The following is a 26,978-nucleotide window of genomic DNA, read 5'->3' as shown; positions in this document are numbered from 1 at the left end:
GTCCCGCCCGTCCTTTTTGGACGGGCGGGACGCCCATCCCACAAACTTGTGGAAGTTATTTAATTCTCATTCCTAACCATTAATTATTTGGTCGTGGAAAATGGCTAATAAGTAATTGGTACTTTAAACTGACAACCGCAGATTAAAATCTGCGGGTTGCGGGTTGTAGCTAATTTTTAGCGGGATAAAGGGGCGTGGGGTCGATCGAACCTGTGCGGTTGAGTGGCCAAAAACGCACAATTGCCCTACCGATGATATTTTGCTTGGGTACAAAGCCCCAGTAATGACTGTCACAGCTTGCGTTGCGGTTGTCGCCGAGCACCAAGTAAGAATTTTGAGCTACAACTACAGGCCCGTAGGGATACTGCGGAATTTCTTCAATATATTTTTCCTGTAGCGGCTGCTTGTTAATAAAAACTTTTCCCTCTCTGACTTCCACAGTGTCCCCTGGAAGTCCGATCACTCGCTTGATATAGGCATCTTTGATCGGTGGCGGCTGTCCCGTGCACAAACTAGCCTGGTCAGGAGGCATAAATACGATAATATCTCCTCGCTGGGGCTCTTGGAATCGATAGCTGACCTTATCTATGATTAATCGATCGTTAATTTGTAGGGTTGGCAGCATCGAGCCGGTCGGAATGTAGCGTGCTTCGGCAACCAGGGTGCGGATACCAAAGGCCAAAAATGCTGCTAAGCCGATCGTCTTAATTCCTTCGATCCAAGGATTTTCGGTGTCTTGCGGAGGTTTTTCTTCGTCGGCTGACTTGTCTAGACGAGTCATAGGGTATTGTAGTGACTGAGCTGGATACGAATTATAAACTTAATAATGCTTCCATGCTAGCACGCTGTTTACTCAATTAATGATATCTTATGACTTCCCAATCAAGTTTGTTAATCCGTCGCGCTCGCATTCTTTTGCCCAATGGTGAGTTTTTGGTAGGAGATGTGCAAATATGCGATGGCAAAATTGTCCAAGTTGCTGCGGAAATTGTCGAATCTGGCGATCGAGAAATAGATGCCAAAGGCTTAACTCTGTTGCCCGGAGTAATTGATCCCCAGGTACACTTCCGGGAACCGGGTTTAGAACACAAGGAAGACTTATTTACCGCTAGCTGTGCTTGCGCTAAAGGCGGCGTGACATCGTTTCTGGAAATGCCGAATACGCGACCTCTGACCACAACCCAAGCTGCCTTAGATGATAAACTGCGCCGCGGTGCCGAGAAGTGTTTGGTGAATTACGGCTTTTTTATTGGTGCAACGCCGGAGAATTTGCCGGATTTGTTGAATGCGAATCCGACTCCGGGAATTAAAATTTTTATGGGTTCGATGCACGGGCAGTTGTTGGTGGATGGAGAAGCAACTTTAGAGGCGATTTTTGCTGCAGGCGATCGACTAATTGCCGTGCACGCAGAAGACCAAGCTAGAATCAACCAGCGTCGTCAAGAATTTGCTGGTATTACCGATATTGCAGTTCACTCACAAATTCAAGACAATCAAGCAGCTTTGTTAGCAACTCAGCTAGCATTAAAACTTTCTAAAAAATATCAGCGGCGTCTGCACATTCTGCACCTTTCAACTGGGGATGAAGCTGAGTTTTTGCGCCAGGAAAAACCGAGTTGGGTGACAGCAGAAGTTACGCCGCAGCATTTGTTGTTAAATACCAGCGCCTATCAAAAAATTGGCAGTTTAGCTCAGATGAATCCGCCTTTGCGCGAACCCCGCGATAACGAAATACTTTGGCAAGCTTTACTCGACGGCGTAATTGATTTTATCGCCACCGACCATGCGCCGCACACATTAGCAGAAAAAGCTCAAGATTATCCGAATACGCCGTCTGGAATGCCCGGTGTCGAAACTTCTTTGCCTTTGATGCTGACCCAAGCAGTAGAGGGAAGATGTACAGTGGCACAAGTTGCTAATTGGATGTCGGCGGCAGTTGCTAAGGCTTATAAGATTCCGAACAAAGGGGCGATTGCTCCGGGTTTTGATGCAGATTTAGTCTTAGTTGATTTGGAGAAATACCGCCCGGTGGTGGGCGCAGAGATGGCGAGCAAGTGCGGCTGGAGTTCCTTTGAAGGATGGAATTTAACTGGATGGCCTGTGGTCACGGTTGTGGGAGGAAAAGTTGTTTTTGAGAATGGTAAATTGGATACAAATGTGAGGGGAGAAGCATTGACATTTGACGCTGAGTAAGCATGACTTTAACTCAAGTGTTATAATTGGGTATTCCTGCATCGCAAAGGCGATTTGACCCATGCTTCTCCAAGAACTAGAAACACAACTCCTGGCCTTAACTCCTACTGAGAAAGCTGAAGCCATCCGGCTTTTAACCCAAAGTTTAAACAATAGCTGGCCAGGAATTACCAAAACTCCCGACGTGTGTGGCGGCGATGCTTGCATTGCCAAAACTAGACTTCCCGTTTGGCTGTTCGTGAGTTTGCGCCGTCAAGGTTCAAGTGATGCTGAACTTCTACAATTTTATCCCCAGTTGAATGCTGCCAACTTAGTAAATGTCTGGACTTATGCTGAGGCTAACTCCGAAGAAATTGAAACAGCACTCCGAGAAGAAGCAGCAGCAATGATGCAGGAAGTATAATTTATGGCACGTCTCTATGCAGATGAACAGTTCCCGTTTCCTGTTGTGGCTTTGCTGCGAAATTTAGGTCACGATGCGCTGACTATTCAAGAGGCAGGAAATGCCGGAGATGATGACCCCGAAGTATTAGCCTTTGCTGTGAATAACGATCGGGCGGTTATGACGCAAAATCGTCGGCATTTCATTCGCTTGCACACTCAACAACCAAATCATGCTGGTATTATCGTGTGTACAGACGATAAAAATTTAGAAAGGTTGGCAACACGCATCAATGATGCTATTGCTGGTGAAGAAAGTTTGAGAGGCAAATTGATTCGTGTTAACCGTCCGCAGTAAGTACGCGCTGAGATGTTGCACCATTCTCTCTTAACAGGCTTTCCGGGGGAGCATCTCAGTTTTGTAAAAAGCATTTTTTTTATTGTAGTGCGAGCGTCCCCGCTCGCGTATTGTACAATACGCGAGCGGGGACGCTCGCACTGTAAATGCAAAACTGAGATGCTCCCCTTTCCGGCCTGTTCCACAAAGGGTGAATTTTCTTGTGGAACAGGCCAGCAAGCCTGTTCAGAAAAGGCTGAGTGACAATGGTGCAACATCTAAATTCGATCGCCTTTTCTCAAATTTCCAATTGCCAATCCAATAACTCGCCATTACCAATTACTTCAATTTGCCGCCCGTTATCTAGATAACTCAAAGAAATTTGCAAATAATTTTCGGGTTTGTACTGCAATCTTTCCGCCCATTCGATCGCCACAATTCCCAAATCCCTTTCTAACCCGTCCCAATAACTTTCTAAGTGCAAAGCCTCCACTTCTTCGGCTTCTAGTCGATACAAATCTAGATGATACAGCGGAATTCTCCCTCCAAAATACTCGTTAATCAGGGTGAAAGTAGGACTCTCGATCGAGTCTGAGATTCCTAAACCTTCAGCGATGCCTTGAACCAAGGTAGTTTTGCCCGCACCTAAATCTCCTTGTAATAAGATTACAGTGCCGGCGGGGAGCGATCGACCTAACGCAACACCAAACTTGCACGTAGCCTCAGAATCGGGAAGCAAAGTTTTCATTTCAATAATTAGTCATTAGTCATTAGTCATTAGTCATTAGTCATTAGTTACTCGCTTGGGGCTGCTAATAACCAATAACATGAGTCTGCACCGTCAACAGTCAACAGTTAACAGTCAGCAGTCAGCAGCTTAAATGTTTTGCGCGCGGCCGTACCAACGCAGCAACATCCCCGCCAACCTTTGCGAATTGTGGCGAATTAAACCCGTATTTTCATCTTCATCCATGACATTGGCGATGACAACTCGCCGCCCCAATTGCGTCACGGCTTCTCGATCGAGTACAACCGGATAAGAATCCTCCTGAGAATAGCGGATCAAAGCCTTTGCAGAAGGGACTTTTCCTTGAACTACTACAGCATCGAACAGCGGCCGACCGCAAGCGCGATCGATCGCCCGAATGTGGTCTGCAACACTGTATCCGTCAGTTTCCCCCGGCTGAGTCATAATATTGCAAACATAAATGCGCGGAACTTGGGTGTTGGCGATCGCATCAGCAATTTCCGGCACCAACAAATTCGGAATGACACTCGTATAAAGACTCCCCGGCCCAATAATTATAAAATCCGCTTCCCGAAGTGCTTGGGCTACCTTGGGCAACGCCGGAGGATTAGCAGGAGTGCAGCCAATTTTGATGATTTTTCCGTTAGCTTTTGTAATGCTGGACTCCCCCTCAATCCTGCGGCCGTCAGCGAGTTCTGCCCACAAAGAAACATCGCTTAGAGTAGCCGGCAGCACCTCTCCCCTCACTGCTAAAACTTTAGAACTCGCCGCGATCGCCTGTTCCAAATCTCCAGCAATATCGCTCATCGCTGTCAAAAACAAATTCCCAAAACTGTGACCCACCAAACCGTCACCAGCCCGGAAACGATATTGAAATAACTCAGTCAATAACTTTTCCTCATCTGCCAAAGCAGCCAAACAATTGCGAATGTCTCCCGGCGGCAATACCCCAATTTCCCGCCGCAGCCGCCCGGAAGACCCGCCATCATCCGCCACCGTGACAATAGCAGTGATTTTGGCGCTGTAATCCTTCAATCCCCTGAGCAAATTAGAAAGGCCCGTACCGCCCCCAATTGCCACAATTTTCGGGCCCCGGTGCAAGCGACGGTGGTTGAGGAGTCGATCGACCAGTTCCTCATTGCCTTCGGGCATCAGCACTTGGGTAATAGAGTTCAAACTGCGAGTTTGTCCCCACAGAATTAATAAAATCCCGCCAGCAATGATGATCGGGCCCGACACGTAATTGGGAATAACTTCCGCAATCCACGCCAAAAAATTTCTCAACAATTGCAATAAGAAGAAAATGGGAGTCATCCCAGTCCAAATCGCTAAACCCAAAGTGGCAAGTACCACGCCGCTGGCACTAATCAGCAGCCACCGTTTCACTAACAGTCCGGGGGCTAACCACTTAAACCACTGGTGAACTCGCCCGTTCCGCAAAGAAGGGGGGTAAGGATTTCTGGATTGGGCAAAAGCCTGCTTGGCTTTAGCCAAGACGCGGAGGGCTTTAGGAAGTGAACTAATTGACATGGTTAATTAGTCTTAAGGGTATTGGAACAGCTCGATCTGACAAATTTACAATACAAGAGAGTTTTGATTCTGGCAGTCAATTTAAGTAATTAGCGATTAGTCATGAGTCATGAGTCATTAGGTAGACTGATGACTGAGGACTGATAACTTATTGATAACATGCTATGGCTGAGCCACTAATCGAACTCAAGGGGGTAAGTAAGTCCTTCGGCCAGAACCAGATCCTCGATCGAGTCGATCTGAGGATTTATCGGGGAGAGGCCCTGGCAATTATTGGCCCTTCCGGGACGGGGAAATCTACGATTCTGCGGATAATTGCGGGTTTGTTGGCCCCGGATGCCGGTGAGGTTTTTGTTCAGGGACAGCGCAGGGTGGGATGGGTGGACGACGTGGCAGATCCGATCGGAATTGGGATGGTGTTTCAGCAAGCGGCTTTGTTTGATTCGCTGACGGTGGAGGAGAATGTCGGTTTTTTACTTTACCAGCATTCTAAGCTGCCGCGCCGCCGCATTCGGGAATTGGTGGAGGAAAAGTTGGAGATGGTGGGTTTGCCAAGAATTGGCGAACGCTATCCGGCGCAGTTGTCTGGGGGAATGAGGAAGCGGGTAAGTTTTGCCCGCGCTATCATGGCGAATCCTGATAATGACAGGGATCATCCAGAGGTTTTGCTGTACGACGAACCGACGGCGGGTTTAGATCCGATCGCTTCGACGGTAATTGAAGATTTAATCCGCCAGTTGCAGGCGGCCCAAGGTGTTTGCAGCACTTATGCGATCGTCACTCACCAAGACAGTACCATCCGCCGCACTGCCGATCGCATCGTGTTTCTCTATCGAGGCAAAGTGCAATGGGAGGGAACTGTCAATGACATTGCATCGACAGATAATTTACTAATCCGACAATTTTTTAGCGGCAGTGTTAGTGGGCCAATTCAAGCGCTGGGATAGTCAGCCAATTTTAGATTTTAGATTTTAGATTTTAGATTGAAATGACCGATGATGAATGACTAATAACCAATGACCAATGACTAAGGAGGTAATATGCGATCGCGAACTGTAAGAGAAGGTTCTGTCGGGTTCTTAATTTTAGTAGGAATCGGTTTATTTGGCGGCTTAGTGCTCTGGCTGCGGGGCGTGCAGGTAGGGAACCGCAGCTACAAATTCGCCGTAGAATTTGGCAGCGCCCAAGGAATGCAAATAGGTACGCCCATCAGGTATCGTGGGGTTGCAGTCGGTAAAATTACCGCCCTCCAACCGGGTTCCAACGGCGTAGACGTGACGCTGGAGATTGCCCCCGGAACTTTAGTGATTCCCAGGGATGTTACGATCGAAGCGAATAAATCGGGTTTAATTGGCGAATCGTCGATCGACATTACCCCCAACTCGATTTTGCCAGAATCATTACTTACCGCCAATCCCGTTAGTGCCAACTGTCCCCCGGAAATTATCTGCCAAAATTCGCGCTTAAAAGGTCAAGCTGGAGTCACTATCGACGAACTAATTAAATCCACAGTCCGCCTAGCTAATTTCTACACTGACCCCGCCCTGTTTAACAATCTTAAATCTCTTACCGAGAATACAGCCAACACAGCTAAAGGTGCAGCTAAACTCACTCAAGATTTATCGAATTTAACTAAAACGGCACAAGCGGAAATAAAAAATTTGAATCAATCTGTAAGGGGAGACGTTGGCAGCTTAAATCAATCATTAAAAACTGAAATAGCAAGTTTAAATCAATCATTAAAGGGGGAAGCAAGCAGTTTAAATCAATCATTAAAGGGAGAAGCAAGCACCTTAAATCAATCGCTCAAGACGGAAATATCAGCAGTCGCCGCTGATGTTTCTAAAGTAGCAGCTACGGCGGACACTTCCACAAAAGCCGTATCTGCAGCGGCGATAAATTCTGCTAATTCAGTAACTCAAGCAGCCAATCAAATTACATTAACAGCCAATCAAGTCAATTCTTTAGTAACAACCAACCGCGCCAGTTTAGTCTCTACTCTGAATAACATCAATCAAAGCAGTCAGGAACTGCGGGTTGCTGTCAGCAGTTTGAGTCCGACAATTAATCGAATCAACCAAGGACAATTGCTGAACAATTTAGAAGTTTTATCAGCGAATGCTGCCCAAGCTTCGGGTACTTTGCGAGATTTATCCAGCCAAGTAAACAATCCGGCAACTTTGCTATTATTGCAGCAAACTCTAGATTCTGCACGAGCTACATTTCAGAACGTGCAGAAAATTACTTCCGACGTGGATGATTTGACGGGAGATCCGGCTTTCCGCAACAATATTCGCAGGTTGTTCAACGGATTAGGAGGCTTGTTGGGTTCGACAGAACAACTGCGACAGCAAGTTAAAGTGACTCAAACATTAGCCCCCCTTTCTGAGAAAGTAAATGCGAGTACACCTGCCATCAATCAATCATTAGAGCCTGGATTTCCTCGCTTGCAAAAACAGCCCAAATTGCCTGTTCTACCTTCTCAAACTGCAAGGTCAGCAGAACCGGGCGTTCCCGAAAATACTCCTTAAAGCACGGTATCATTGAATAACCGCCCTGGCAATATGCGCGACTTACTATAGTTAGTAATGTGGGCAATACGCACTCAGATTACAGCTAGTTAATAAGGTGCGGCTTTCGCACCCGGCATTAAATTTATTGTCCAAATCCTATTAACAAAAAACTCTTTCACTCGAAACAAGGAAAACCAATGACGCAAACATTATCGAAACCGGACGCAACCAAAACCAAGTATACTATAACTTGGGAAAAATTGCCCGACGACTTTAAATTACCCGACGATCCTGTGGAAAACATCGACCAACCACTTTTAGCCGCGGCCCTGCGAGAAGCCTTGGAACTGGCAGGATTTATCCTAGCTTCAATGCTAATAGCTTCCAATTTTGGACTCTGTGCCAAAGTTAATGACAGAACAGTAGTAAAAGCACCGGATTGGGTGTACGTTCCCTCGGTATTGCCAGCAGAACCAGGAGAAGTTCGCCGCAGTTATACGCGCAATGCTGAGGGAGAAGTACCTGCTGTAGTGATGGAATTTTTATCGGATACTGACGGTAGTGAATATTCAAATAAACCGACATATCCTTACGGAAAATGGCGGTTTTATGAGCGAATTTTGCAAGTACCGATTTATGTAATTTTTGAACCCAAATCGGGAGTATTGGAAGTGTACAGACTCTCTGCGTCGGGAGAATATGAATTGCAAGAACCGGATGCTAATCAGCGATTCTGGATAGAATCAATGGGTTTATTTCTGGGGGTTTGGGAAGGTGAAAAATCTCAGAGAACGGGTTACTGGTTGCGCTGGTGGGATGAGAATGGCAATTTGCTGCTGTGGGGTGCGGAACGGGTGGAACAGGAACGCCAGAGGGCCGAAGAGGAACGCCAGAGGGCCGAAGAGGAACGCCAGAGGGCCGATCGATTAATGGCATACTTGAGAAGTCAGGGCATCGATCCTGATGGCATTTGAAGGTGTGGGGCTCGCGCGATCGAACAACAGTTAATAAAATTGAGAAAATAGTTGCGCTCTCAAAAGCTTAATCTAAAAAAAGGATAAGGAGAAAATATGACACAAACAGCAGTCAAAAACTCTGTCACCGATAGTTGCCTGACTCTAAGAGGAGTGAGTTGGTCGCAATTTGAATCGCTAGAAGCCGCTTTTGAGTCTGTCGGCGGTATCAAATTTGCTTACTTAGATGGAATTTTAGAAATTATCACAGTTAGCCCCGAACATGAAGAGACAAAGGGTACTATCAGGGCTTTATTAGAAGCATACCTGAGAGAGAAGGGGATCCGGTTTTATATCAAGGGCGGGCCGACTTTGGGTAGTAAAGAACTGGGGGCGAGAAAGGAGCCTGATGAATCATATAATTTGACGACTAAAAAGGCAATTCCCGATTTGGCGATCGAAGTTGTATTCACCAGCGGTGGCATCGATAAACTTCAACTATACAAGCGGTTAGGCATACCTGAAGTTTGGTTTTGGGAAGATGGAGTGCTGAGTATCTATTATTTGAGGGAGGAGTACGAAAAAGTCGATTGCAGCGAGTTGTTACCGGAGTTAGACATTGCTTTGTTAGTGAGATATGTAACTTACTTCGATCAATATGATGCTGTTACTGAATTCATCAAGGCTTTGCGGGAATAAGAGGAATTTAAAAGTGCGATCGCTGCGGATGTGTAGTCAAAAATAGATAATACCAGAAGCCCGACTTCTTGAAGAAGGCGAGGCTCTCAAGCACGAGAGCGTTTTACGTTTAATTAAATTAACCTACTTAGTTGCTGAAAACAAGTTTATAATACAATACGGTTCAGTTAAGATCGATCCCCCCTAACCCCCCTAAAAAAGGGGGGGACAAGAAGTTCAAAGTCAACCCCTACTCCCCTTCTTAAGGGGGATGCGAGGGGGAACTCCGGGGAATTAACAGTGTTAACTGAACCGTATTGGTTTATAATAGATATACAACTCACAGGAAGCACGACCATGACAACAGTCGTTCCCACCCTCAAAACTTCTGAAATCGTATACCCTAGCGCTGATCGAGAACCAGTGGCAGAAACTTACGACCATGTTTACGCAATCTTAACTACTTTAGAAGTCTTAAAACAATATCTTGCAGACCGTCGAGCTACTGTTTTAGCAAACCAATTTTTATACTACGCTCAAGGTTTTCCAAAAGTCCGTGTAGCACCAGACGTGATGGTGATTTTTGATGTGGAACCGGGTGGCAGAGATAATTACAAAATCTGGGAAGAAGGTCAAGTGCCGAAAGTGATTTTTGAAATTACATCACCAGGTACAAAGTCGGAAGATCAAAATAATAAAAAAGACTTGTACGAAAGGTTAGAAGTTCAGGAATACTGGTTGTTTGACCCTAGAGGTGAATGGATTCCCGAACAATTGCGGGGGTACCGACTGGGAGTAGAGGGGTATCAATTAATTAGAGATAATCGCAGCGATGTATTGCAACTGCGGTTAGAAATAGAAGGAAAAATTCTTGGGTTTTATCGGGAAGATAATGGAGATAAATTATTGATTCCAGATGAATTGGCTTCAGCTTTAAAAGCGGAACGGCAACGTGCTGAAGCGGAACGGCAACGGGCTGCTGAACTCGAATCTTTGCTAGCGCGTTATCGAGAACAATTTGGAGAATTGCCGGAGGATAACGGCTAAAGATGCAGGGGTGCGATCGCGCTTGACCAATTCGATCGCACTTTTATTTCTGGAGTAAATTGTTAGTGGAATGACGATCCGTCAGAACCCGGAAAAATTAGAGGAGCAAGGATTAGGGGATGGGTAAGTCCTGTATTATTTACACTTCAGTGTATTCTTTGCCTTTTTGAGACTCTAACCAACGTTGATAAGCTTCCTTGTCGCCTCTAAAGGAATCGACAGAAACTTGACGTTCTGGCATGGGTTTGAGGGGAGCATCAATAGGGGAATATTGGCAATAGCAGATTACTACCATATCAAATTCACCGATCGGAATATCGGGAGTATAAGTCTCAACCCGCGCCACTTCCCACTCACCTGTGCGGTAATGAGTGCTGTAACCGTGCCGAGTTGGATCGTGTTCTGCTTCCACACGAACAAATTCTGGGGGGCGATAGCCCACTTCAGGAATTGGACCATCAGAAGAGTCAAAGTGTTCTGCCAAAATGCGAGTCAATGATTGAGTGTGCTGTAGTTTTCTATCTTTCCACCCAGGAGTTCTCGGTTCGGCTCGGAAAATAATGTATTTATGCATCGTCGTCCTCTCTTTCTGTGTCGTAGAATGATTTGGGAAATTCTGTTTGGCCTCGAAAAACACAATCAACTTCTAGACCGTTTGTATCAATTTCCTCTATGTCAAGTAGTTTCCAACCATATTTTCTTTGCATCTCATAGCAACAAGCTTCGTCGGCTGCTGCGTGTCGAGATTTGTCTTCGTCTGGATCGTAACGCAACCAGTTTGGATTATTTGGCATAATTGTATTGCTCCCTGTGTTGGGTTGACAACATTGGAGAAGTCGTCTGGACTCGGTATTTGCGGTACTGCGTCCGGGCGCGTCTTTGTCAAATTATAGAATAATTCAGGGCTTACGCACTCCGACGCCTAGAAACCGGGTTTTTTACCGAATCTGCCGATCGCAGTGAAGTATTCTCGTAAAAAAACCCGGTTTCTGACCACCCGTGCGTCCTGGACTGAACCCGACAATTGATTGAATTTGCTTGACAAATATCATTTCATATGGTTTCTAGGTTTCAGCGAAAATTTTAAATGGCGAAGGGCGATCGTTTTGCGATCGAACTTGGGCATTCTAGAGATTAGGTGCGAGTGCGAGTGCCGGGAAAACAGCGACACCAAGAGTTAGCAATGGAAAGTACACAGAAAAAATCTAGTGATAGTCGGGTTCGTAAGGGCGATCGAATTAAGCAGATTTTTGCGTTAGTATCAATGGTTGGCTTTGGTGGTTCCGCAATTTTTGGTATGGTGAGTCTGTTCGGCAGCGGTTTGAGCAGTCAGCACCAGCAAAAATCTGCTCCGGTAGTAGCAGTTTCTCAGGAATCTTTGCTGGCGGCCCAGGAACGGGGATATGAGACGGTTTTGCAGCGAGAACCGCAGAATCAGACGGCTCTGGAGGGGTTGGCAAATGTGCGGTTGCAGATGAATAATAAGGTGGGGGCGATCGAGCCTTTGGAGAAGTTGGTCAAGCTATATCCTGACAGAGCTGATTATAAGGCGCTGTTGGGGCAGGCGAAGGGGAAGTAGTAGCGGAAAGGGCGATCGATGGGTAAAGCCCAAATCGAAACACAGACGAGTTACGATGATTTTACAAAACAAAAATTATTCTTATGTTCTTTCTCCCAAGTTTAAAGAAAAGCGGTCATTTAGATCAAGTTCACATCACTATATGTATTGTTGGTTCTCGCAAAATTGAAAAGCAAGATGATTATGCCAGTCAAAACTGGGACATTTTCGCCCCTAACTTAACTATTTATGGATTTGATGCAGATGTAGAAGCTTGCGCTCAAGCTAATGCTGACCTAGAAACTAGAAAAGTAAACTGGAATGAAAAACATATTCCCTTAGCTCTTAGCAATACAGAAGGAAAAGCCACACTTTATGTAGCTAAATATCCGGGATGCAGTTCTTTATATCCCCCCAGTGAAGAGTATATCAAGCGTTTTTCCGGCAATTCAGAACTGATCGAGCTAAAATCTACAGTAGATTTATCCACTACCACTTTAGAAAAATTTTGTAAATCTGAAGGTATCAAAGAAATAGATTTTCTCCACCTAGACGTTCAGGGAGGAGAGCTTAATGTTTTACAAGGAGCTGATGGTATATTAAATAATAGTGTATTGGGATTAATGACCGAAGTTGAGTTCACCGAGATATATACAGGTCAACCTTTATTTAGCGATGTAGATATTTATCTCAGAAATCAAGGGCTGACACTGTTTGACTTTGGGAGTATGTATCGAGATCGACGCCGCGACATCCCAGTCATATCACAAAGCCATCCAGGGGCTTTAATTTGGTCAGACGCTTTTTATTTTCGCGATTTGATGCGATCGGATTTGAGTCCTAGCTTAAAAACACCTGAAAAACTGCTAAAGCTAGCTTGTCTGGCTGACGTAATGAAATTTCCTGATTATGCCCTAGAAATTCTTGAGTATCTGACCTTAAATCACGGTCGCGATCCTAACTATAACTTTGCCAATAATATCATTGAGAGTCTGGGTGAAATTCCCGAACTAACGAAACAAGGGCTAGAATCGCTACCGATAGTTGCTAGACTTCGAGAATACATAAGTCTTGATGAAGGATGCATTCCGAATACTAGCGAGCCGATTATTCCAGACTTAGAAAATACTCTGGTTAGAAACTGGAAACCTACTTTTATTTACAAAGGAAAAAATCTTCCGTACAACCGCATTGGGTATAATAATACTGGCGAACGAGCCATTGAAATTCCAATTGCTTGGGATTTTCTGGCAAGTTTAGAAAAAAAAGATAATATTCTGGAAATTGGCAATACCCTCTCTCACTATGAAAACTCCTTAAGCGAATATATTGGGATTAGACCAAGGCGCATAGTCGATAAATTTGAAGTTGATCTAGGTGTAGACAATGTAGATTTTATGGACATTCCCTCTGAGGAAAAGTACGATGCTATAGTTTCAATTTCTACTATCGAACACATAGGACAAGGAATTGAACCGTCTTCACAAGCCTATGGCGAGCAGATTCAAATTCGCGACATGGAAGCGCCCCTGAAGGCGATTGCCAAAATTTATGACTTGTTGTCAGTAGGAGGCAAAGCATTAGTCACGGTTCCTTTTGGAAAGCTCCTTGATTGTGGATGGTTCATTCAATTTAATCAAGAGTATTTAGATATATTGGTAACTAAATATCAAATTCCTGAAAAAGCAATTTCTCACAGTTTTATGAGAATTTTAGATATGGATATGGCAAGTAGCAATCCAAGGGAAATCTGGGTAGAGGAGAAAGCAGAAAGTTTAGTAAATGTTGAATATAACTATCCTTATCCTTGTGCAAATGCCCTAGCTATAATAGAACTTACTAAGCTGGAAGAACAGTTTTCTATTAACCCCGATATTAGGGCAACTCCGATGAGTTACTACCAACCTGTTGACAGTCAGACAATTAATTATGCAGAATTGCTGGAAGATAGGTTTGTACTGGTGTTATCAAAACTGAGAAACATTAACTTAATAGTTTTTCCTGATAGTAATCAGGAAGAGTTGCTATATTCGGAACTTGATAAAATTGCTAGAAGTGTTTTAAAACATCCAGATAAAAGTCTGATAAATTTAATAATATGTAGCACTATTTTTGAAGAAGAAACAAATTACATTCTAGCTGATGTGACTATGAATATTTTGATGGAGGAAAACTTAGATGTTAGCAAAACTCCCGAATTCTCGATAATTGAAATGCCAAGTAAATTGCAATGGGAAGCTTTGCGACCTCGAATCCTAGCTCGCATCTGTTTGGAGAATGAAAATCAAAGAGCGATCGCAGATAGTGGATCAGCAAATCTTCCTACATTTACGCTAGACAGTTTTAATTTCAGAAGAGCTGTTGAGTCAGATGCAGGTAGGTGGGAGTTTAAGTAGTAAGTTTCCTCATACATTTGGTGACAGACTTTTAGCGTTGCAGTAATTTAATTAACGGAGAAGAGTAATTATGAGATGCAAGATTTGTCAATCAGAGTCGCCCAAGTTTGCTAGTGCTAGAATCTTAGAAAAATATGATGTTGATTATTTTAAATGTGCAAATTGCGGTTTTGTTCAAACTGAAGATCCCTTCTGGTTAGAAGAAGCCTATTCTGAACCAATAGCTAATAGCGACGTAGGTTTAGTATACAGAAATACATATTTGTCAAACGTAACTGAAAATTTCATTTACAATCTTTTTAATCACAATGCTAAGTTCGTAGATTATGGAGCAGGATATGGTTTGTTTGTACGGACAATGAGAGACAAGGGGTTCAATTTTTATTGGCATGATAAGTATTGTGAGAATATTTTTGCTAAGGGGTTTTTAGCAGAAAAACCAGAAAATAAAGTTTATGAGGTAGTTACTGCTTTTGAAGTCTTTGAACATTTGGTAAATCCTTTAACAGAAATTGAAAGCATATTAGATTTTTCTAGAAATATTTTGTTTAGCACTGAACTACTGCCAGACACCAACCCAAAACCTAATGAATGGTGGTATTATGCCCTTCAAGAAGGACAGCACATCTCTCTCTATACAACTAAAGCTCTATCTATAATAGCTGAAAAATTTAAGCTTAACCTCTACTCTAATGGTTCGTCATTGCATCTGCTAACACAAAAGCAAATATCGCCACTTATATTTGAAAGATTGCTGCGTTATCAAACTCAAAATATCAAGAAAGAATCATTACTGGAACGAGATTATTTAAAAGCAATTGGTAAGCTAGATGATAGCGATAATATTTACATCAGCAGTGATGAAGGAGGTGAGACACTCAGCAATATATCTGTTATAACAGAATTTAAAATAGTCATTGATGGTGTATTTTTTCAACTATATAAAACTGGAATAGCCCGTGTCTGGCGATCGTTGCTGCAAGAATGGGCAGAGGATAGTTTTTCTAAGTATATTGTTGTTTTAGATAGAGCTGGAACCGCCCCAAAAATTCCTGGAATCAAATATCGTACCATCTCGCCCTATGACTACAACGCTACGGATGCAGACCGCGAAATGCTACAGCAAGTGTGCGAGGAAGAAGGTGCAGATTTATTTATCTCGACTTACTATACAACGCCACTATCAACCCCTTCTGTATTCATGGCCTATGATATGATTCCTGAAGTTTTAGGGGCAAATTTTAATGAACCTATGTGGCAAGAAAAGCACTATGCAATTCGCCACGCATCTGCATACATTTCAATTTCAGAAAATACAGCCAGTGACCTAATAGAGTTCTTTCCCGATATTTCTTCAAAGTTGGTAACAGTTGCTCCCTGTGGAGTTTCAAGTATTTTTTCACCAGCCTGCCAAGAAGATATTAATCGTTTTAAAACCAAGTATGGGATATCCAAACCCTACTTTATTTCTGTCGGAGGTGGCTCGGACTATAAAAATATTAGATTATTCTTTCAAGCTTTTGGTCAACTTGCCACCAAACAAGGCTTTGAAATTTTATGTACAGGGAGTGGAGTGTTATTAGAAGAAGAATTTAGAGCTTATACTTCAGGTACTGTAATTCACAAGCTGCAACTTAATGATGAGGAGTTGAGACTAGCTTATTCAGGTGCGCTCGCCTTAGTTTACCCATCAAAGTATGAAGGTTTTGGCTTACCTATTCTTGAAGCGATAACTTGCGGTTGTCCAGTGATTACCTGTCCTAATTCTTCTCTTCCAGAAGTTGCAGGCGAAGCTGCATTATATGTGAAGGATGATGATGCTGATGGATTGGCTAATGCACTGTGCGAGGTACAAAAACCGAAGATTCGCAGCTCATTAATTGCGGGTGGATTAGAACAAGCTCAAAAGTTCTCTTGGTCAAGAATGGCTAAAACCATTAGTTCAGCACTGATTGACGCAACTTTAGTGCGTTTAAACTTGAAAGAAATTAATCTAATTGTTTTTCCAGAGTGGACGCAGCCAGAAGAGTCTCTGGGTTTAGAATTGGAACGAGTGGTGAGATCGATCGCAACTCACCCAGACAAAAGCAAGATGACTCTCGTGGTAGACCACAGTAACATTTCTGAAGAAGATGCTAATCTGGCTTTGTCTAGCGTGGCGATGAATCTTTTAATGGAAGAAGATTTAGATGTTTCTGATGGACCCGAAATTTCACTGATGGGACAGTTGAGCGAAATTCAGTGGTCAGCTTTGATACCTCGACTTTACGGTCGAATTTTATTGGAGAATGAGAATAAAAAATCTATCGGTCACGCCAAAGCAGACAACATTCCCTCATTAGAATTAGACCGTTTTATGAAGGAGAGTTACGGATGAACCCAGCGAATTTGTGCAGCGAGTTGCTGCACAAACTACTTACTCGGATCAGATCACCATCAATGATTTTTGTCCAGATATATTTGCCACATTTGCTCGTATGCTTTCTCCATTTCTCGCGTAAATTGCTTGCCATTCCACAACGGAGCAGTTTGTCGTGACTGCTGCAGTTGCCAGGATATTTGCTGCCGTAGAGCCGCGTCTTTCCCCAAACGAATACCCCATTCTACATACTCTTCATCAGTCCAAGCAATCCCTTCCGAAATACCAGCATTCATCATCATTCCGTAACTGTTGCGACTAGAAAACTGTTGCCCTACTCGTGTCACCAAAGGAATGCACATCCAGAGAGTTTCCATTGTGGTTGTAGCTCCGTTGTAGGGGTAAGTATCTAGCACCACATCAGCAATACCTAAATTAGCCCGGTGTACTGCCTCTGAAGGAGCGTGAGGCAAAAATCGCAAGCGCTCCGCACTCACCCCCTCTGATTCCGCAATCTGAATAAAAAAGTTTTTTAGCGATTCTTGCTCAGCAAACCATTTAGTTACAAAGTAGCTATTCGGGACTGCTTTAATAATTTGCATTTGTAGCCGAGCTGTGTTGGGATTGTACTTGTATCCCATCTGACTACAATAGTATATGACTGCATCGCTAGGAATATCTAGCAGATCGCGTCGAACTGTGGGCACTCCCACTTCAAAACCATCTACTGCTAGATAAGTGGCAGGCAATCGCCATATTTTTTCTGCGTAGTAATTCTGTGCTGATTCCGGTAAAACGTAATTATCTGCAATATAGTAATCAACATTTGGTACGCCCGAAGCCTCCCACCCGAGCCAACTAACTTGTACAGGGGCCGGCTTAATTGCCATTACCTCACAGCTACAATTCATCGTAATGCTATCGAGATCGATCAATATATCAATTTCATCTTCGTGAATTTTTTCAGCAGCTTCAATACCCGAAATACCTAGTTTATAAGCTTTGTCAGCTTTACCAATATACCATTGCTGAATGGGATCATTTGTCAGTTTGGCTCCCATTAGATAAGCACATATTTCAAAGCGATCGCGGTCGTGATGTTCAAACAACCAGCGTGCCAGCCATCCTACAGAATGGCTACGTAAGCAATAAGATAAATAACCAACTTTATAACGTCTTTTTTCATTACCTCCCTGAAGCAGAGGCAACGAGCGATGGCGACACCTCTCTACTATTGGCTTAGCATAATTTTCAACATTTGCTTGAAAAAGATTACCAATTTGGATGCGAATTATCCCAGCTTCTTGAGGTCGATCTTCAAAGTACGGAAAGAAAAATAACGAACTCATCAAGCGAAGCGCAGCAGCCGAATCCAGATTAGTCGGATGTTCCTCAATAATAGCCCTCATCATTAATTTGTGTGTCTCAAACGCTGACCAAGAATCTTCCCAATTACCACCAGCCAGCATCAGTCCGCGCAGCAGCAAGTGATTGGCAAAAATTTTATCTACCAACTGTTCCATCACTGAGTAGCAAATCTTAGCAGTTTCTATCCCTTGAGAAAAGTTTCCTATATCTTGGTAAAAACTAGCCAATGCACGCAAAACTTCTTGGTGTTTAGCTTCTAAGCGCAAGGCTAGTTCCACATAACGGGTCGCTAAGTGAAATTGCTTTCCTGAATATGCGATGTCATAAGCAAAGTAAAGTATATTTTCAATAACAGGTAGAGGTTCTTTAACATGATTAAAACAAGCTTCTGTAAATTCAAATGATGAAGGATGGAATGGAGCAACATCTAAAACGGTCTTCCAGACTTGCAACAACAGGTCGTAGTCTAATGCTATTGGAGGCTCGGACTTCAGAAGCTCGATGATCGTGTCCAAAGCGTCTGATTCTTCACCTCTGTAAGTTTTCCGCAGGATGGAAAGTCCCACCGAATGCAACAGGTTATTAATATCCCCAGGATTGATTTCTCGGATATGCTGCCGAATCGCCCAAGCTACTTCATAATTTACCAAATCCAGCCGTTGTCGTTCAGCCTCAGCTTCCAGCACTTGTAACAGTTCTGCTGTCCAGAGTTCAATTTCTTCAGATTCACCCTCAGCCATTGCCAGCAGCCAGGTTGTTTGAGCTTCTGCTTCTTGTTCTTGCAACAGCAATATCAATCCCAAGTGCCAGTAGTAAGACTTAACGCTTGGTTGCTCTGTAATCGCCTGTTCGTAGAGGATTGCTGCCTGAGCGTAATTTTCTTTAAGCAGGAGTTGCTCGGCTGTTTGCTGCCAATCCGGCGCAAGTGCTAATAAATTGTCAGAAATCATAAACTCAGCCACTAAACTCAGTTTCCTATCTACAGTAAAGCGGGCAGCATCGATAACGCTAACCCGCTTTTTCGTACTTTTTCACAAGCATGGCTTGTGTAATAAGCTGTTACTTAGTAACGATTGTCATACCGGCGGGACAAACACTATTGCTACCAGCAAGAGCAATATTCGCAGGATTTCCAACACCCGTCGTTTCACAAAGGATTGTCTGTGTGCCTGAAGCCCCTGTAGCATCGGCCGCTGTCACTGCTACAGCTCCTCCATATCCCTTCAGTGTATTAGCACTCTTAGGACTTGCTGCCGAAGTTGATCCGCCGTTTGCGCCAGTACCACCATCGCTCATGGTGTATGTATAGTTGGTGGTGTCAGTTTTGAGACCAAGACCCAACACACCGACATCTGTTGTAAACTTGGTGTTTTCTGCAAAGTAAGCCTGCGTACCCTTGTTGATTGAACTGATATACTGCTTGGCTTCTGTCTGCTTGGCTTTGTTTGCTTGACTGAGGAAGGAAGGCAAAGCGATAGCGGAAAGAATACCGATAATGATGATAACAACCAGCAGTTCAATCAGGGTGAAACCTTGATCCTGTCTTCTTTTGTTGATGTGTTGCAGGAACTTGGCTTTAAATTCAGTCTTCATAAGTCTTTTCTCCGTGAGGGGTGGGATGCTCGATTTCTAACTCTTATATGTAACTTACCCAGTTATCGGCGCTTTAATATCACCCCCAACTATTTTTTTTTTCAACTCCTGGCTCTCAGGCTCCAAAAGCACATACAGAAAGACTTCCAGCCTAATCAACAGTTCCTTGACTTCCTCAAAGGCAGTCTGCTCACTAACAGGCTCTAGGTTAACACCGATCTGGGAGCCGATCTGGAGCCACTGTTGCACCAGGGACACCACAGACTGCGGCCCATCCCAAAGAGGTAGCAAACAAGCAGCCATTGTACTCTCGATCGCCACCGGCGCTAGAGTGGGCACAATAATATAACGGCTAATCTCAAACGGCGTCTCGCTGTCAATGCAATTACTCAAGTCTTCCCTCACCTGAGAAGTCCTCAGTTGGGGGTGCAGGTGTACCCGCGCTTCCCGCCATTGAGCTTCCGTCCATTCCGCAACTGGCACAAAAGCCTGAGTTCGATCGGGATTGCCACACCAGAAATCAAACAAACGGTACATGGGATGTAATAAGTCAAATAAATGCAGCCGCTCTTCCAGAGAAGTTTCTGGCAGACTCATCGCCAAAAACGGAGGCAAATCATCTGCATCTTTGAACAAATCCATCAACTCCCACCTGCGCCAAGCCACCATACTGATAAACTCTAGATCCGCACCTCTCAACATTGCAAACACTTCAGGAATGGTACAACCTTTATCACCCACCAATAAATAGTTAGCCATAATCCATTCCTCATCCTTTGCACTATCGGAATTCCAGGTGAATGCCTTAAGCCCTACTCCATCTTGTAATGCTTCCATTGTTTCCCGGACTATTTGTATCTCCAATTCTCCCGGAGATCCACTCATTAATCCCATTGCTTTGAAAGCAGCTTGAGCGCGAAATATTCCCGCTCTACCATTTGAACTGTGAAGGTTTGTGCGGATGATGCCATCTGGTTTTAGAACTGACTTCATCGCTTGCAATCCAGCAATAGCATCGGGCAAGAGATACAGAACTTCGTCAGCATTGATATAGTCAAACTGTAAACCTAAAGTTGGTAAATCTTCTATCTTCAAAGCATAAAACTCTGCATTAGCAACCCCATGATATTGTAAACGTTGCTCAGCTAGTTTCACAGATTCTTCTGATAAATCGATGCCTACTATTTTCGCTCCCGGATTGGCTATAGCTAAAACCAAGGATTTATAACCGGTGCCGCATCCCGCATCGAGGATAACTTTACCTTCGGTATTGATAACTTTCCGATTTCTGAAGTAGTAAGCAGTGACAAGATTATGAAGGTAGAGCAACCCACAGTTGTCTTTTGGAGATTGTTCTAGCGGTATTCTGGGATAAGGAGTATTGTCAAATTGCTGGCGAATGTTTTCTATTAACTCTAAATTTTGGTGATCCATGTTCAATTACACTCAACGCTGGCAAGTTATTCTAGTATCTCAGAAAATAGCCGATCGCCCGCCCGGCCGCAACACATACTTGCAATAATAGTCTGAAAACCGATCGCCCCCTGCTGCCCATTTTAACTCGGAGCGATCGCCCCCAACTCAACCTCCCAATCCAGAGGATTTGTAGATCGCTCTCCTCCAAAAACTCTATAATCTTGCCCTCAATTCATCAGCCGATAACTGTGGCAGTTCTTCTACCAACACAGCCAATTCGACCACGGGCAATTCTAGTAAATTGCTAACTGCTATAGCCAGAATATCTACCGATTCATTAAAGTACCTACTCAAGACATATTCCGCCAACAATTTCACCGCTTGTTGCTTTCCTGCTTCATCGACTGTCAGCATTGATATCGCCAGCAACATCCGAGTAAATTCCGTCGCCGACAACTTGGATAGAGGCGTTAAAAACACGCTCATTTTAGGGCTTAATTCTCCGAATCTTCCTGGCAGAAAATCTGATAAAATTAAGCGTTGTTGTTCTTGTCTGCCTCGTTCTAGCCCTTCTCCTCTCCCTTCTTCTCTAGCTTGTTGTTGTGCTGCTTGTATTTGTTGTTGAAAAAGTGGTGTAATGGCCATAATTAACTCCCGCTCTTCTGGTTCTAATTGCTGTGGGGCATCGGTCACTAAATTTGACTGCAACCTATATAATAACTCTAAGGCAGTCATCCGCAGCGGATCGTCCGTGGCTAAAGCGCTCAATTCGGCGATCGCCCTTTGCTGCACTTTCCCTTTACCCAAAATCCTCAACCACAGGGTTTCTGGTGTTTCTGGCAACTGGTGAATCACCACAATTGCCCCTTGCCAGTGCTCCGGGAAAAAATAGATTCCCTCCAGCCAATTGGAGAGGTTTGGCATTCCACCAAACCCAGACACTATTGATTTCGAGGCTGTCGGTGTCAAAATCCACAGGAAGGGCAACTTAGCATCATCATAGCGAGTATTTTCTCTTCTTGCCTGCCGCTCTAATTCTCTTCGCAAATCGAATAACTTACTGGCGCAGTTCCAGACTTCGCTGACAGTTATCGGATTGCGAAACGGTTCAAATATTGCAGTTGTGTTTGCCATTTTTCCCAACAATCCTAGATTCTGTGTGTATTCTGGGATTAGGGCGCCAGGAGTGAAATAGACATCGATTTCTCGGACTTCGCTCGTCACATCGCGGCCGATATTGACTGTGCCGATGGGAGAGAGCATTTCTTCCAGGTATTCTTTGGCAAAGCGATCGTGAATGAATCGCGTCATGGAATTTATGATTGATTTTTATCACTGCATTTTATCATCATTTAATCGCTATGCGATTTCTGAGTTTAAAACAACATTCATTGCCGCTTTCCTGTTAAAAAAATTGTTAGGTGCGATCACGCTGCCAGTTGGGTAAGTTCGTCCGATCGCTCTCTACTTACCTCCCAACCCCACGCCCAGTCCAGAAATTTGCCATAATAGTCTCAATGCCCAATTATACAACTACAGGCTAATTCTATGGACGGAAACACCGCATTTATCCTAAAAGTATTTTTGATGTCGATCGCCCTCTCCCTCACCATCAAATACGGCGGGCCCATTCTGTCTATACCCTCTACCGCTGCGATCGCCCTAATCGCCGTGTTTACCTGTACTATTATCCTTGCCGCACTGCTAAGCTGGCGATCGTTCAACATACTAAAATCAAGTTAATCATAGGAAAATAGCTTAACCAGAAATCCCCCTCCTAAACTCTCTCATCGCTTCCACACTCGAAGCCATCAGCAAGCAGCGACACAGTAAATTAATATCTAAATCTGGCAAAACAACACTTGAAGAAATTTTTTCATAACCCTCAGAACCCAAGCGATACATAGCCAATACACCATCCTCCCAGAACCAGACTTCAGCAACTCCCAATACTCCATAGCGCTGCAATTTTTTGACAGTACCGCTAGTGAAGATAACCTCTACAGATAAGTCGGGAGGGGTTCCAGTTGACCTACCAATAAGATATGATTCGTCAGCTTGTGCTGAAGCTTCGCCTTCTATTTCTAGAGTCCGGCTTCCTGTAGGTTTAAATTCAATATTTTTGATGTCAAAGTAAAGAGCCAAAAGAATAGTGAGGGTGCGACTAATCGCTTCGTGGTCTTCCGAAACTGCCAAGATTTCTACCTCTCCTCTGTAATAAAACAACCTGATGCCAGGGGATTCAGAAAACCCCTGTTCAATTAGCTTGAACTGTTGCCAGCTAATCCCGGAATGAATGAACCGTTGTTCTAGTGGCTGTAAGAGTGTCTGTGTCATCATGGGAACCTCAATCAAGTTCTGGGTTTAAAACAACATTCATCGCCTCTTTCCTGTTAAAAACTCTAAGGCGCGATCGCAGCCGCAACACAATACTTGCGATAATAGTCTCAATGCCTCATTATACAACCAACTACCATATCCATGAACGCCAACATCAGCCCCATCATCAAAGTATTCACCCTATCCGCCGCCCTTTCCCTGGCCATCAAGTATGCAGGGCCTAGCTTATCCATCCCCTCTACGGACCTCAACGCCCTAATCGCCGTCTTTACGCCCAGTATCATCCTAGCTGCTATCCTCGGCTGGCGATCGCGCCAACAGCAGCAGTAGAGACGCCATCCAAAAATGCGATCTACACTAGGTCTAATACCAATTCAATGTGAAGTTGCACATATCTCGATCCCCCTCGCATACCCCCTACTCCCCCTGATTGTTGGGGAGTAGGGGTTGACTTTGAGAAGAATCTTGTCCCCCCCTTAGTAGGGGCGGTGCCAAGAGTGCCCGCCCTCTTGGCTAGGGGGGATCGGATTCTATGCAACCTCATAAAAAATTGGTATAAAGACTGTGTTTTTACCAAAATCTTAATTCCCCGTACAGCTATCGAAACCAAAGTTGAGGCACTCACCATGATTCAAATCATACCTGAATTAGTAACATTCGATGAATTCATTGACTGGTATCCTGAAAATTCAGAACACCACTATGAACTACACAATGGAGAAATTGTTGAGATGCCAAAAGCAACAGGCAAACATTCTAAACTAACAGGTTTTCTGCTAGCGGATCTATACTTTGAAATCCGAAGGCTACAACTGCCATATTTTATCCCCAAAGAATGCGTCATCAAACCCATGCGCGAGGAATCGGGATATGAACCAGATATTATTGTACTTAACGAACAAACCATTGGAAACGAGCCGCGATGGGAGAAATCATCAATTATCACAATGGGATCATCAGTCCCCCTAATCGTCGAGGTAACTAGCACTAATTGGGGTGATGATTATGCCCTAAAGCTTGAGGCATATGAGTCAATGGGTATTCAAGAATATTGGATTATAGACTATCTAGGATTGGGCGGCAGACGGTTTATTGGCAACCCCAAACAACCCACTTTTTCGGTTTACCAACTAATTGACGGGGAATACCAAGTCAAACTGTTCAGAGGCAGCGAGGGTATTGAGTCCCCAACTTTCCCGGAATTGAAGCTGACAGCGCAGCAGGTGTTCGCCAAAGGGAATTGAGGAGGCTGCTTATGCTGATGTCCGAGTAGGGGTATCGGATTAAAGATGCGATCGCGCCCATCTGCTGTATCTTGTATACAGGCGATTCATCGCGTCTGGGCTGCAGAGCAATTAGCCAGCAGTAATTCCCCATACCCTATTCCTCAATCTAAAATCTAAAATCTAAAATCTAAAATCTAATGAAGCTAGGACAGTGGATGGGCTTATTAGCCCTCATCGCATCTTGTTACATCCTGTGGCAAATCAGGCAGGCCCTACTGCTGCTGTTTGCCGCCGTCGTCTTAGCCACAGCCTTAAACAGACTAGCACGCTACTTGCAAAAATTCGGACTCAAAAGATCGATCGCCGTACTCTTATCCGTTAGCTTCCTAGTCCTCATCTTCGTAGGATTATTCCTAATCATTGTACCACCATTTGCCCAACAGTTTCAACAACTTACCCAAAGAGCCCCTCAAGGAATAGCAAAATTAAATGAGTGGATCGATCAGATTGAATCTCGCTTTTCTGGACAAATGGGTCAGCGACTACCGAATCTTGATATTAACGACATTATCCAACAACTGCAACCCCTATTCAACCAACTCGTCGGCGGTGCAGGAGCCTTTGTTGGCAACACATTAGGCGTTATACTCAGCTTTTTGCTAGTCATAGTTTTGACATTGATGACATTAGCAGAACCTTTATCTTACCGCAAAGCATTTATCCAACTATTTCCCTCTTTTTATCGGCGGCGAATCGAGGGTATCTTAGATGAATGCGAAATAGCCCTCGGTCGATGGGTAATCGGTGCTTTAATTAGCATGAGCGTCATCACTTTCCTGAGTTTAATTGGTTTGTCAGTATTGCAAGTTCCCCTAGCTCTAGCCCACGCTGTTTTAGCTGGTTTGCTGAACTTAATACCCAATATCGGACCAGGTTTGAGCGTCATTCCCCCAGTGACGATCGCACTTTTAGACTCTCCCTTAAAAGCCGGTTTTGTACTCATCCTCTACTTTCTAATTCAACAATTTGAAAGCAACCTCCTCACCCCTTACGTTATGGCGCAGCAAGTAGCACTACTGCCAGCAGTAACATTAATAGCTCAAGTATTCTTCGCCACCTTCTTTGGATTTTTAGGCTTACTGCTAGCTCTCCCCCTCACCGTTGTAGCTCAAGTTTGGATTAGGGAAGTCCTAATTAAAGATATTCTCAACCAGTGGAGTGCCAGCCCTAAAACCTTAGCAGCAATCGATTCGGCTATCCATGAAGAATATGAATCTATAGAAGTCGCCGAAAGCCGACCCGAAAAGTTGCCAAAACACAAACCCGACATCCCAGATAATGTAGAAAATGACACTCCTGAAAATCAATAGTTAAGGTTTGTAATGACTTCAGTTCTTATTCATTCCCAGTTAGAGGACAGAAGTATTCTCTACAAACTTAGTAAATTTGTGGTACGAATACCCTCAACTAACTATCTTCAAGCCTCGCATTTTCTACCGTATCTCTGCGGGCGCTAAAAATTTGTTTAACCGTCAAATTCAACGGCAAAAATGGGGGTGACACAACCCTATCACGGCCCCGAAACTGACTTTGATACTCACCGTCAACAAACTGGTAAACAGAAAAAGTAGGTTGTTTAGGATTGCCAATATAGCGTCGCCCGCCAAGTCCCAAATAGTCCGCAATCCAGTATTCAGAAATGCCCAAAGCTTCGTAGTCAACCAATTTGTAGCCGTAATCATCCCGCCAATTGGTACTGACAACTGCGACAATTAGCCGGACAGAACTACCCATTGTAATGATAGATTACTTTTTCCATCTCGGTTCGCTGTCCGTCCCTTGCCTGTCCAAAACGATCGCATCCGGTTCGCAACCAGATAGCCCGTTATCAGCTTTGACAACGCATTCTTTGGGAACGAAGTAAGGAAGTCCTAGTCGTCTGATTTCAAAGTTGAGTTCAGCGACAAGGAAGCCCGCTACTTCTGAATGTTCTCCGGTTGCTTTAGGCGTCTCAACAATAGTTCCATTTTGCAGTTCGTAACGGTTAAGCGAATTTTCAGGATACCAGTCAATAAATTCATCGAAGGTGACTGGTTTTAATATCGCTTGAGTCATGGCGATCGCTCTTTATTTGATTTATGATATTGTTATTGTATCCGTTAGAATTTACATCTTGGCTCATTATCAAGAACAGGCTTTTCGGCCTGTTCCACAAAGAGTGAATTTTCTTGTGGAACAGGCCGAAAAGCCTGTTCATAAAAGGCTTATTGAGAATGGTGCAACTTCTCAGTTATAATATATTGCTTTTATCTCAAACAACCAGCTCGATCGACAATCCATCA

Annotated in this window: 25 protein-coding genes and 1 pseudogene; 15 read left to right on the top strand and 11 right to left on the bottom strand. The window is 44.0% G+C overall.

What is annotated here, in order from left to right; genetic code table 11:
• Nucleotides 1-169 precede the first annotated feature (169 nt).
• Complete coding sequence (lepB, locus tag QT992_RS16955; RefSeq protein WP_333316701.1) at nt 170-781, bottom strand: signal peptidase I; 612 nt, start codon at nt 779-781, stop codon at nt 170-172.
• Nucleotides 782-870: 89 nt separating this feature from the next.
• Between lepB and QT992_RS16950 the strand changes: the two genes are divergently transcribed.
• The 3 genes from QT992_RS16950 to QT992_RS16940 all read left to right on the top strand — a co-directional run bounded on the left by QT992_RS16950 (nt 871) and on the right by QT992_RS16940 (nt 2,932).
• Nucleotides 871-2,193, top strand: a complete 1,323-nt coding sequence (locus QT992_RS16950) for a dihydroorotase (RefSeq protein WP_333316700.1) — start codon at nt 871-873, stop codon at nt 2,191-2,193.
• 61 nt (nt 2,194-2,254) lie between these two features.
• Nucleotides 2,255-2,596: a DUF433 domain-containing protein gene (locus tag QT992_RS16945; protein WP_015174644.1), complete on the top strand. Its 342-nt coding sequence runs from the start codon at nt 2,255-2,257 to the stop codon at nt 2,594-2,596.
• Nucleotides 2,597-2,599: 3 nt separating this feature from the next.
• Entirely contained in the window at nt 2,600-2,932 is a 333-nt protein-coding gene (locus tag QT992_RS16940; RefSeq protein ID WP_333343043.1) for a DUF5615 family PIN-like protein, read from the top strand.
• 277 nt (nt 2,933-3,209) lie between these two features.
• Here QT992_RS16940 and tsaE read toward each other — a convergent pair whose 3' ends face one another.
• Nucleotides 3,210-3,659, bottom strand: coding sequence for a tRNA (adenosine(37)-N6)-threonylcarbamoyltransferase complex ATPase subunit type 1 TsaE (gene tsaE, locus QT992_RS16935; protein ID WP_333338276.1), 450 nt, complete (start codon nt 3,657-3,659; stop codon nt 3,210-3,212).
• A 129-nt stretch (nt 3,660-3,788) separates the two neighbouring features.
• Nucleotides 3,789-5,189 carry a gluconeogenesis factor YvcK family protein gene (locus QT992_RS16930; protein ID WP_333338273.1) on the bottom strand — a complete coding sequence of 467 codons (1,401 nt, stop codon included), beginning with the start codon at nt 5,187-5,189 and terminating at the stop codon, nt 3,789-3,791.
• Between the two features lie 164 nt (nt 5,190-5,353).
• On the opposite strand from QT992_RS16930, the gene QT992_RS16925 reads away from it, so the two are divergent.
• From QT992_RS16925 to QT992_RS16905, 5 genes are all read left to right on the top strand, one after another.
• A complete protein-coding gene (locus QT992_RS16925) occupies nt 5,354-6,136 on the top strand; it encodes an ATP-binding cassette domain-containing protein (protein WP_333316692.1) in 783 nt (260 codons plus the stop codon).
• 93 nt (nt 6,137-6,229) lie between these two features.
• The gene (locus tag QT992_RS16920) at nt 6,230-7,720 is read left to right on the top strand and encodes an MlaD family protein (protein ID WP_333338270.1); all 1,491 of its coding nucleotides are present in this window, start codon (nt 6,230-6,232) and stop codon (nt 7,718-7,720) included.
• Nucleotides 7,721-7,899: 179 nt separating this feature from the next.
• Nucleotides 7,900-8,676 (top strand): Uma2 family endonuclease, encoded by a 777-nt coding sequence (locus QT992_RS16915; RefSeq protein ID WP_333338267.1) that lies wholly within the window; start codon nt 7,900-7,902, stop codon nt 8,674-8,676.
• 96 nt (nt 8,677-8,772) lie between these two features.
• Nucleotides 8,773-9,354: a Uma2 family endonuclease gene (locus tag QT992_RS16910; protein ID WP_333316686.1), complete on the top strand. Its 582-nt coding sequence runs from the start codon at nt 8,773-8,775 to the stop codon at nt 9,352-9,354.
• A 336-nt stretch (nt 9,355-9,690) separates the two neighbouring features.
• Complete coding sequence (locus tag QT992_RS16905; protein ID WP_333338264.1) at nt 9,691-10,380, top strand: Uma2 family endonuclease; 690 nt, start codon at nt 9,691-9,693, stop codon at nt 10,378-10,380.
• A 139-nt stretch (nt 10,381-10,519) separates the two neighbouring features.
• Here the strand turns inward: QT992_RS16905 and QT992_RS16900 are convergent, their stop codons facing one another.
• Together QT992_RS16900 and QT992_RS16895 are read right to left on the bottom strand one after the other, a co-directional pair.
• Nucleotides 10,520-10,954 carry a hypothetical protein gene (locus QT992_RS16900; RefSeq protein WP_333056237.1) on the bottom strand — a complete coding sequence of 145 codons (435 nt, stop codon included), beginning with the start codon at nt 10,952-10,954 and terminating at the stop codon, nt 10,520-10,522.
• Entirely contained in the window at nt 10,947-11,174 is a 228-nt protein-coding gene (locus QT992_RS16895; RefSeq protein ID WP_333056238.1) for a hypothetical protein, read from the bottom strand. Before QT992_RS16895 ends, QT992_RS16900 begins: the two co-directional genes overlap by 8 nt.
• 389 nt (nt 11,175-11,563) lie before the next feature.
• Here QT992_RS16895 and QT992_RS16890 point away from each other — a divergent pair, with 389 nt between their 5' ends.
• The 3 genes from QT992_RS16890 to QT992_RS16880 all read left to right on the top strand — a co-directional run bounded on the left by QT992_RS16890 (nt 11,564) and on the right by QT992_RS16880 (nt 16,711).
• Nucleotides 11,564-11,959 carry a tetratricopeptide repeat protein gene (locus tag QT992_RS16890; protein WP_333338261.1) on the top strand — a complete coding sequence of 132 codons (396 nt, stop codon included), beginning with the start codon at nt 11,564-11,566 and terminating at the stop codon, nt 11,957-11,959.
• 83 nt (nt 11,960-12,042) lie between these two features.
• A complete protein-coding gene (locus QT992_RS16885; RefSeq protein WP_333316677.1) occupies nt 12,043-14,334 on the top strand; it encodes an FkbM family methyltransferase in 2,292 nt (763 codons plus the stop codon).
• Nucleotides 14,335-14,404: 70 nt separating this feature from the next.
• Nucleotides 14,405-16,711, top strand: coding sequence for a methyltransferase domain-containing protein (locus QT992_RS16880; protein WP_333316675.1), 2,307 nt, complete (start codon nt 14,405-14,407; stop codon nt 16,709-16,711).
• 59 nt (nt 16,712-16,770) lie between these two features.
• Here the strand turns inward: QT992_RS16880 and QT992_RS16875 are convergent, their stop codons facing one another.
• The 4 genes from QT992_RS16875 to QT992_RS16860 all read right to left on the bottom strand — a co-directional run bounded on the left by QT992_RS16875 (nt 16,771) and on the right by QT992_RS16860 (nt 22,381).
• The gene (locus tag QT992_RS16875) at nt 16,771-19,011 is read right to left on the bottom strand and encodes an O-linked N-acetylglucosamine transferase family protein (protein ID WP_333338257.1); all 2,241 of its coding nucleotides are present in this window, start codon (nt 19,009-19,011) and stop codon (nt 16,771-16,773) included.
• Between the two features lie 109 nt (nt 19,012-19,120).
• Entirely contained in the window at nt 19,121-19,654 is a 534-nt protein-coding gene (locus tag QT992_RS16870; protein ID WP_333338254.1) for a type IV pilin-like G/H family protein, read from the bottom strand.
• Between the two features lie 54 nt (nt 19,655-19,708).
• On the bottom strand, nt 19,709-21,088 hold the full coding sequence (locus tag QT992_RS16865) for a class I SAM-dependent methyltransferase (protein ID WP_333338251.1): 1,380 nt from the start codon (nt 21,086-21,088) through the stop codon (nt 19,709-19,711).
• Nucleotides 21,089-21,283: 195 nt separating this feature from the next.
• Complete coding sequence (locus QT992_RS16860) at nt 21,284-22,381, bottom strand: flagellar assembly protein H (protein ID WP_333338249.1); 1,098 nt, start codon at nt 22,379-22,381, stop codon at nt 21,284-21,286.
• A 237-nt stretch (nt 22,382-22,618) separates the two neighbouring features.
• On the opposite strand from QT992_RS16860, the gene QT992_RS16855 reads away from it, so the two are divergent.
• Nucleotides 22,619-22,813: a hypothetical protein gene (locus tag QT992_RS16855; protein ID WP_333310604.1), complete on the top strand. Its 195-nt coding sequence runs from the start codon at nt 22,619-22,621 to the stop codon at nt 22,811-22,813.
• A 15-nt stretch (nt 22,814-22,828) separates the two neighbouring features.
• Here QT992_RS16855 and QT992_RS16850 read toward each other — a convergent pair whose 3' ends face one another.
• A complete protein-coding gene (locus QT992_RS16850) occupies nt 22,829-23,410 on the bottom strand; it encodes a Uma2 family endonuclease (RefSeq protein WP_333338246.1) in 582 nt (193 codons plus the stop codon).
• A gap of 141 nt (nt 23,411-23,551) precedes the next feature.
• On the opposite strand from QT992_RS16850, the gene QT992_RS16845 reads away from it, so the two are divergent.
• From QT992_RS16845 to QT992_RS16835, 3 genes are all read left to right on the top strand, one after another.
• Entirely contained in the window at nt 23,552-23,740 is a 189-nt protein-coding gene (locus QT992_RS16845) for a hypothetical protein (protein WP_333338243.1), read from the top strand.
• 296 nt (nt 23,741-24,036) lie between these two features.
• The gene (locus QT992_RS16840) at nt 24,037-24,654 is read left to right on the top strand and encodes a Uma2 family endonuclease (RefSeq protein ID WP_333338240.1); all 618 of its coding nucleotides are present in this window, start codon (nt 24,037-24,039) and stop codon (nt 24,652-24,654) included.
• A 179-nt stretch (nt 24,655-24,833) separates the two neighbouring features.
• Entirely contained in the window at nt 24,834-26,006 is a 1,173-nt protein-coding gene (locus QT992_RS16835) for an AI-2E family transporter (RefSeq protein ID WP_333316660.1), read from the top strand.
• A gap of 97 nt (nt 26,007-26,103) precedes the next feature.
• On the opposite strand, the pseudogene QT992_RS16830 reads toward QT992_RS16835, so the two are convergent.
• A pseudogene (locus QT992_RS16830) lies at nt 26,104-26,751 on the bottom strand (Uma2 family endonuclease).
• Nucleotides 26,752-26,978 lie beyond the last annotated feature (227 nt).

The sequence above is a fragment of the Microcoleus sp. T3_D1 genome, from assembly GCF_036700405.1.
Taxonomy (GTDB): Bacteria; Cyanobacteriota; Cyanobacteriia; order Cyanobacteriales; family Microcoleaceae; genus Microcoleus.
This window is presented reverse-complemented; position numbering and strand designations above follow the sequence as displayed.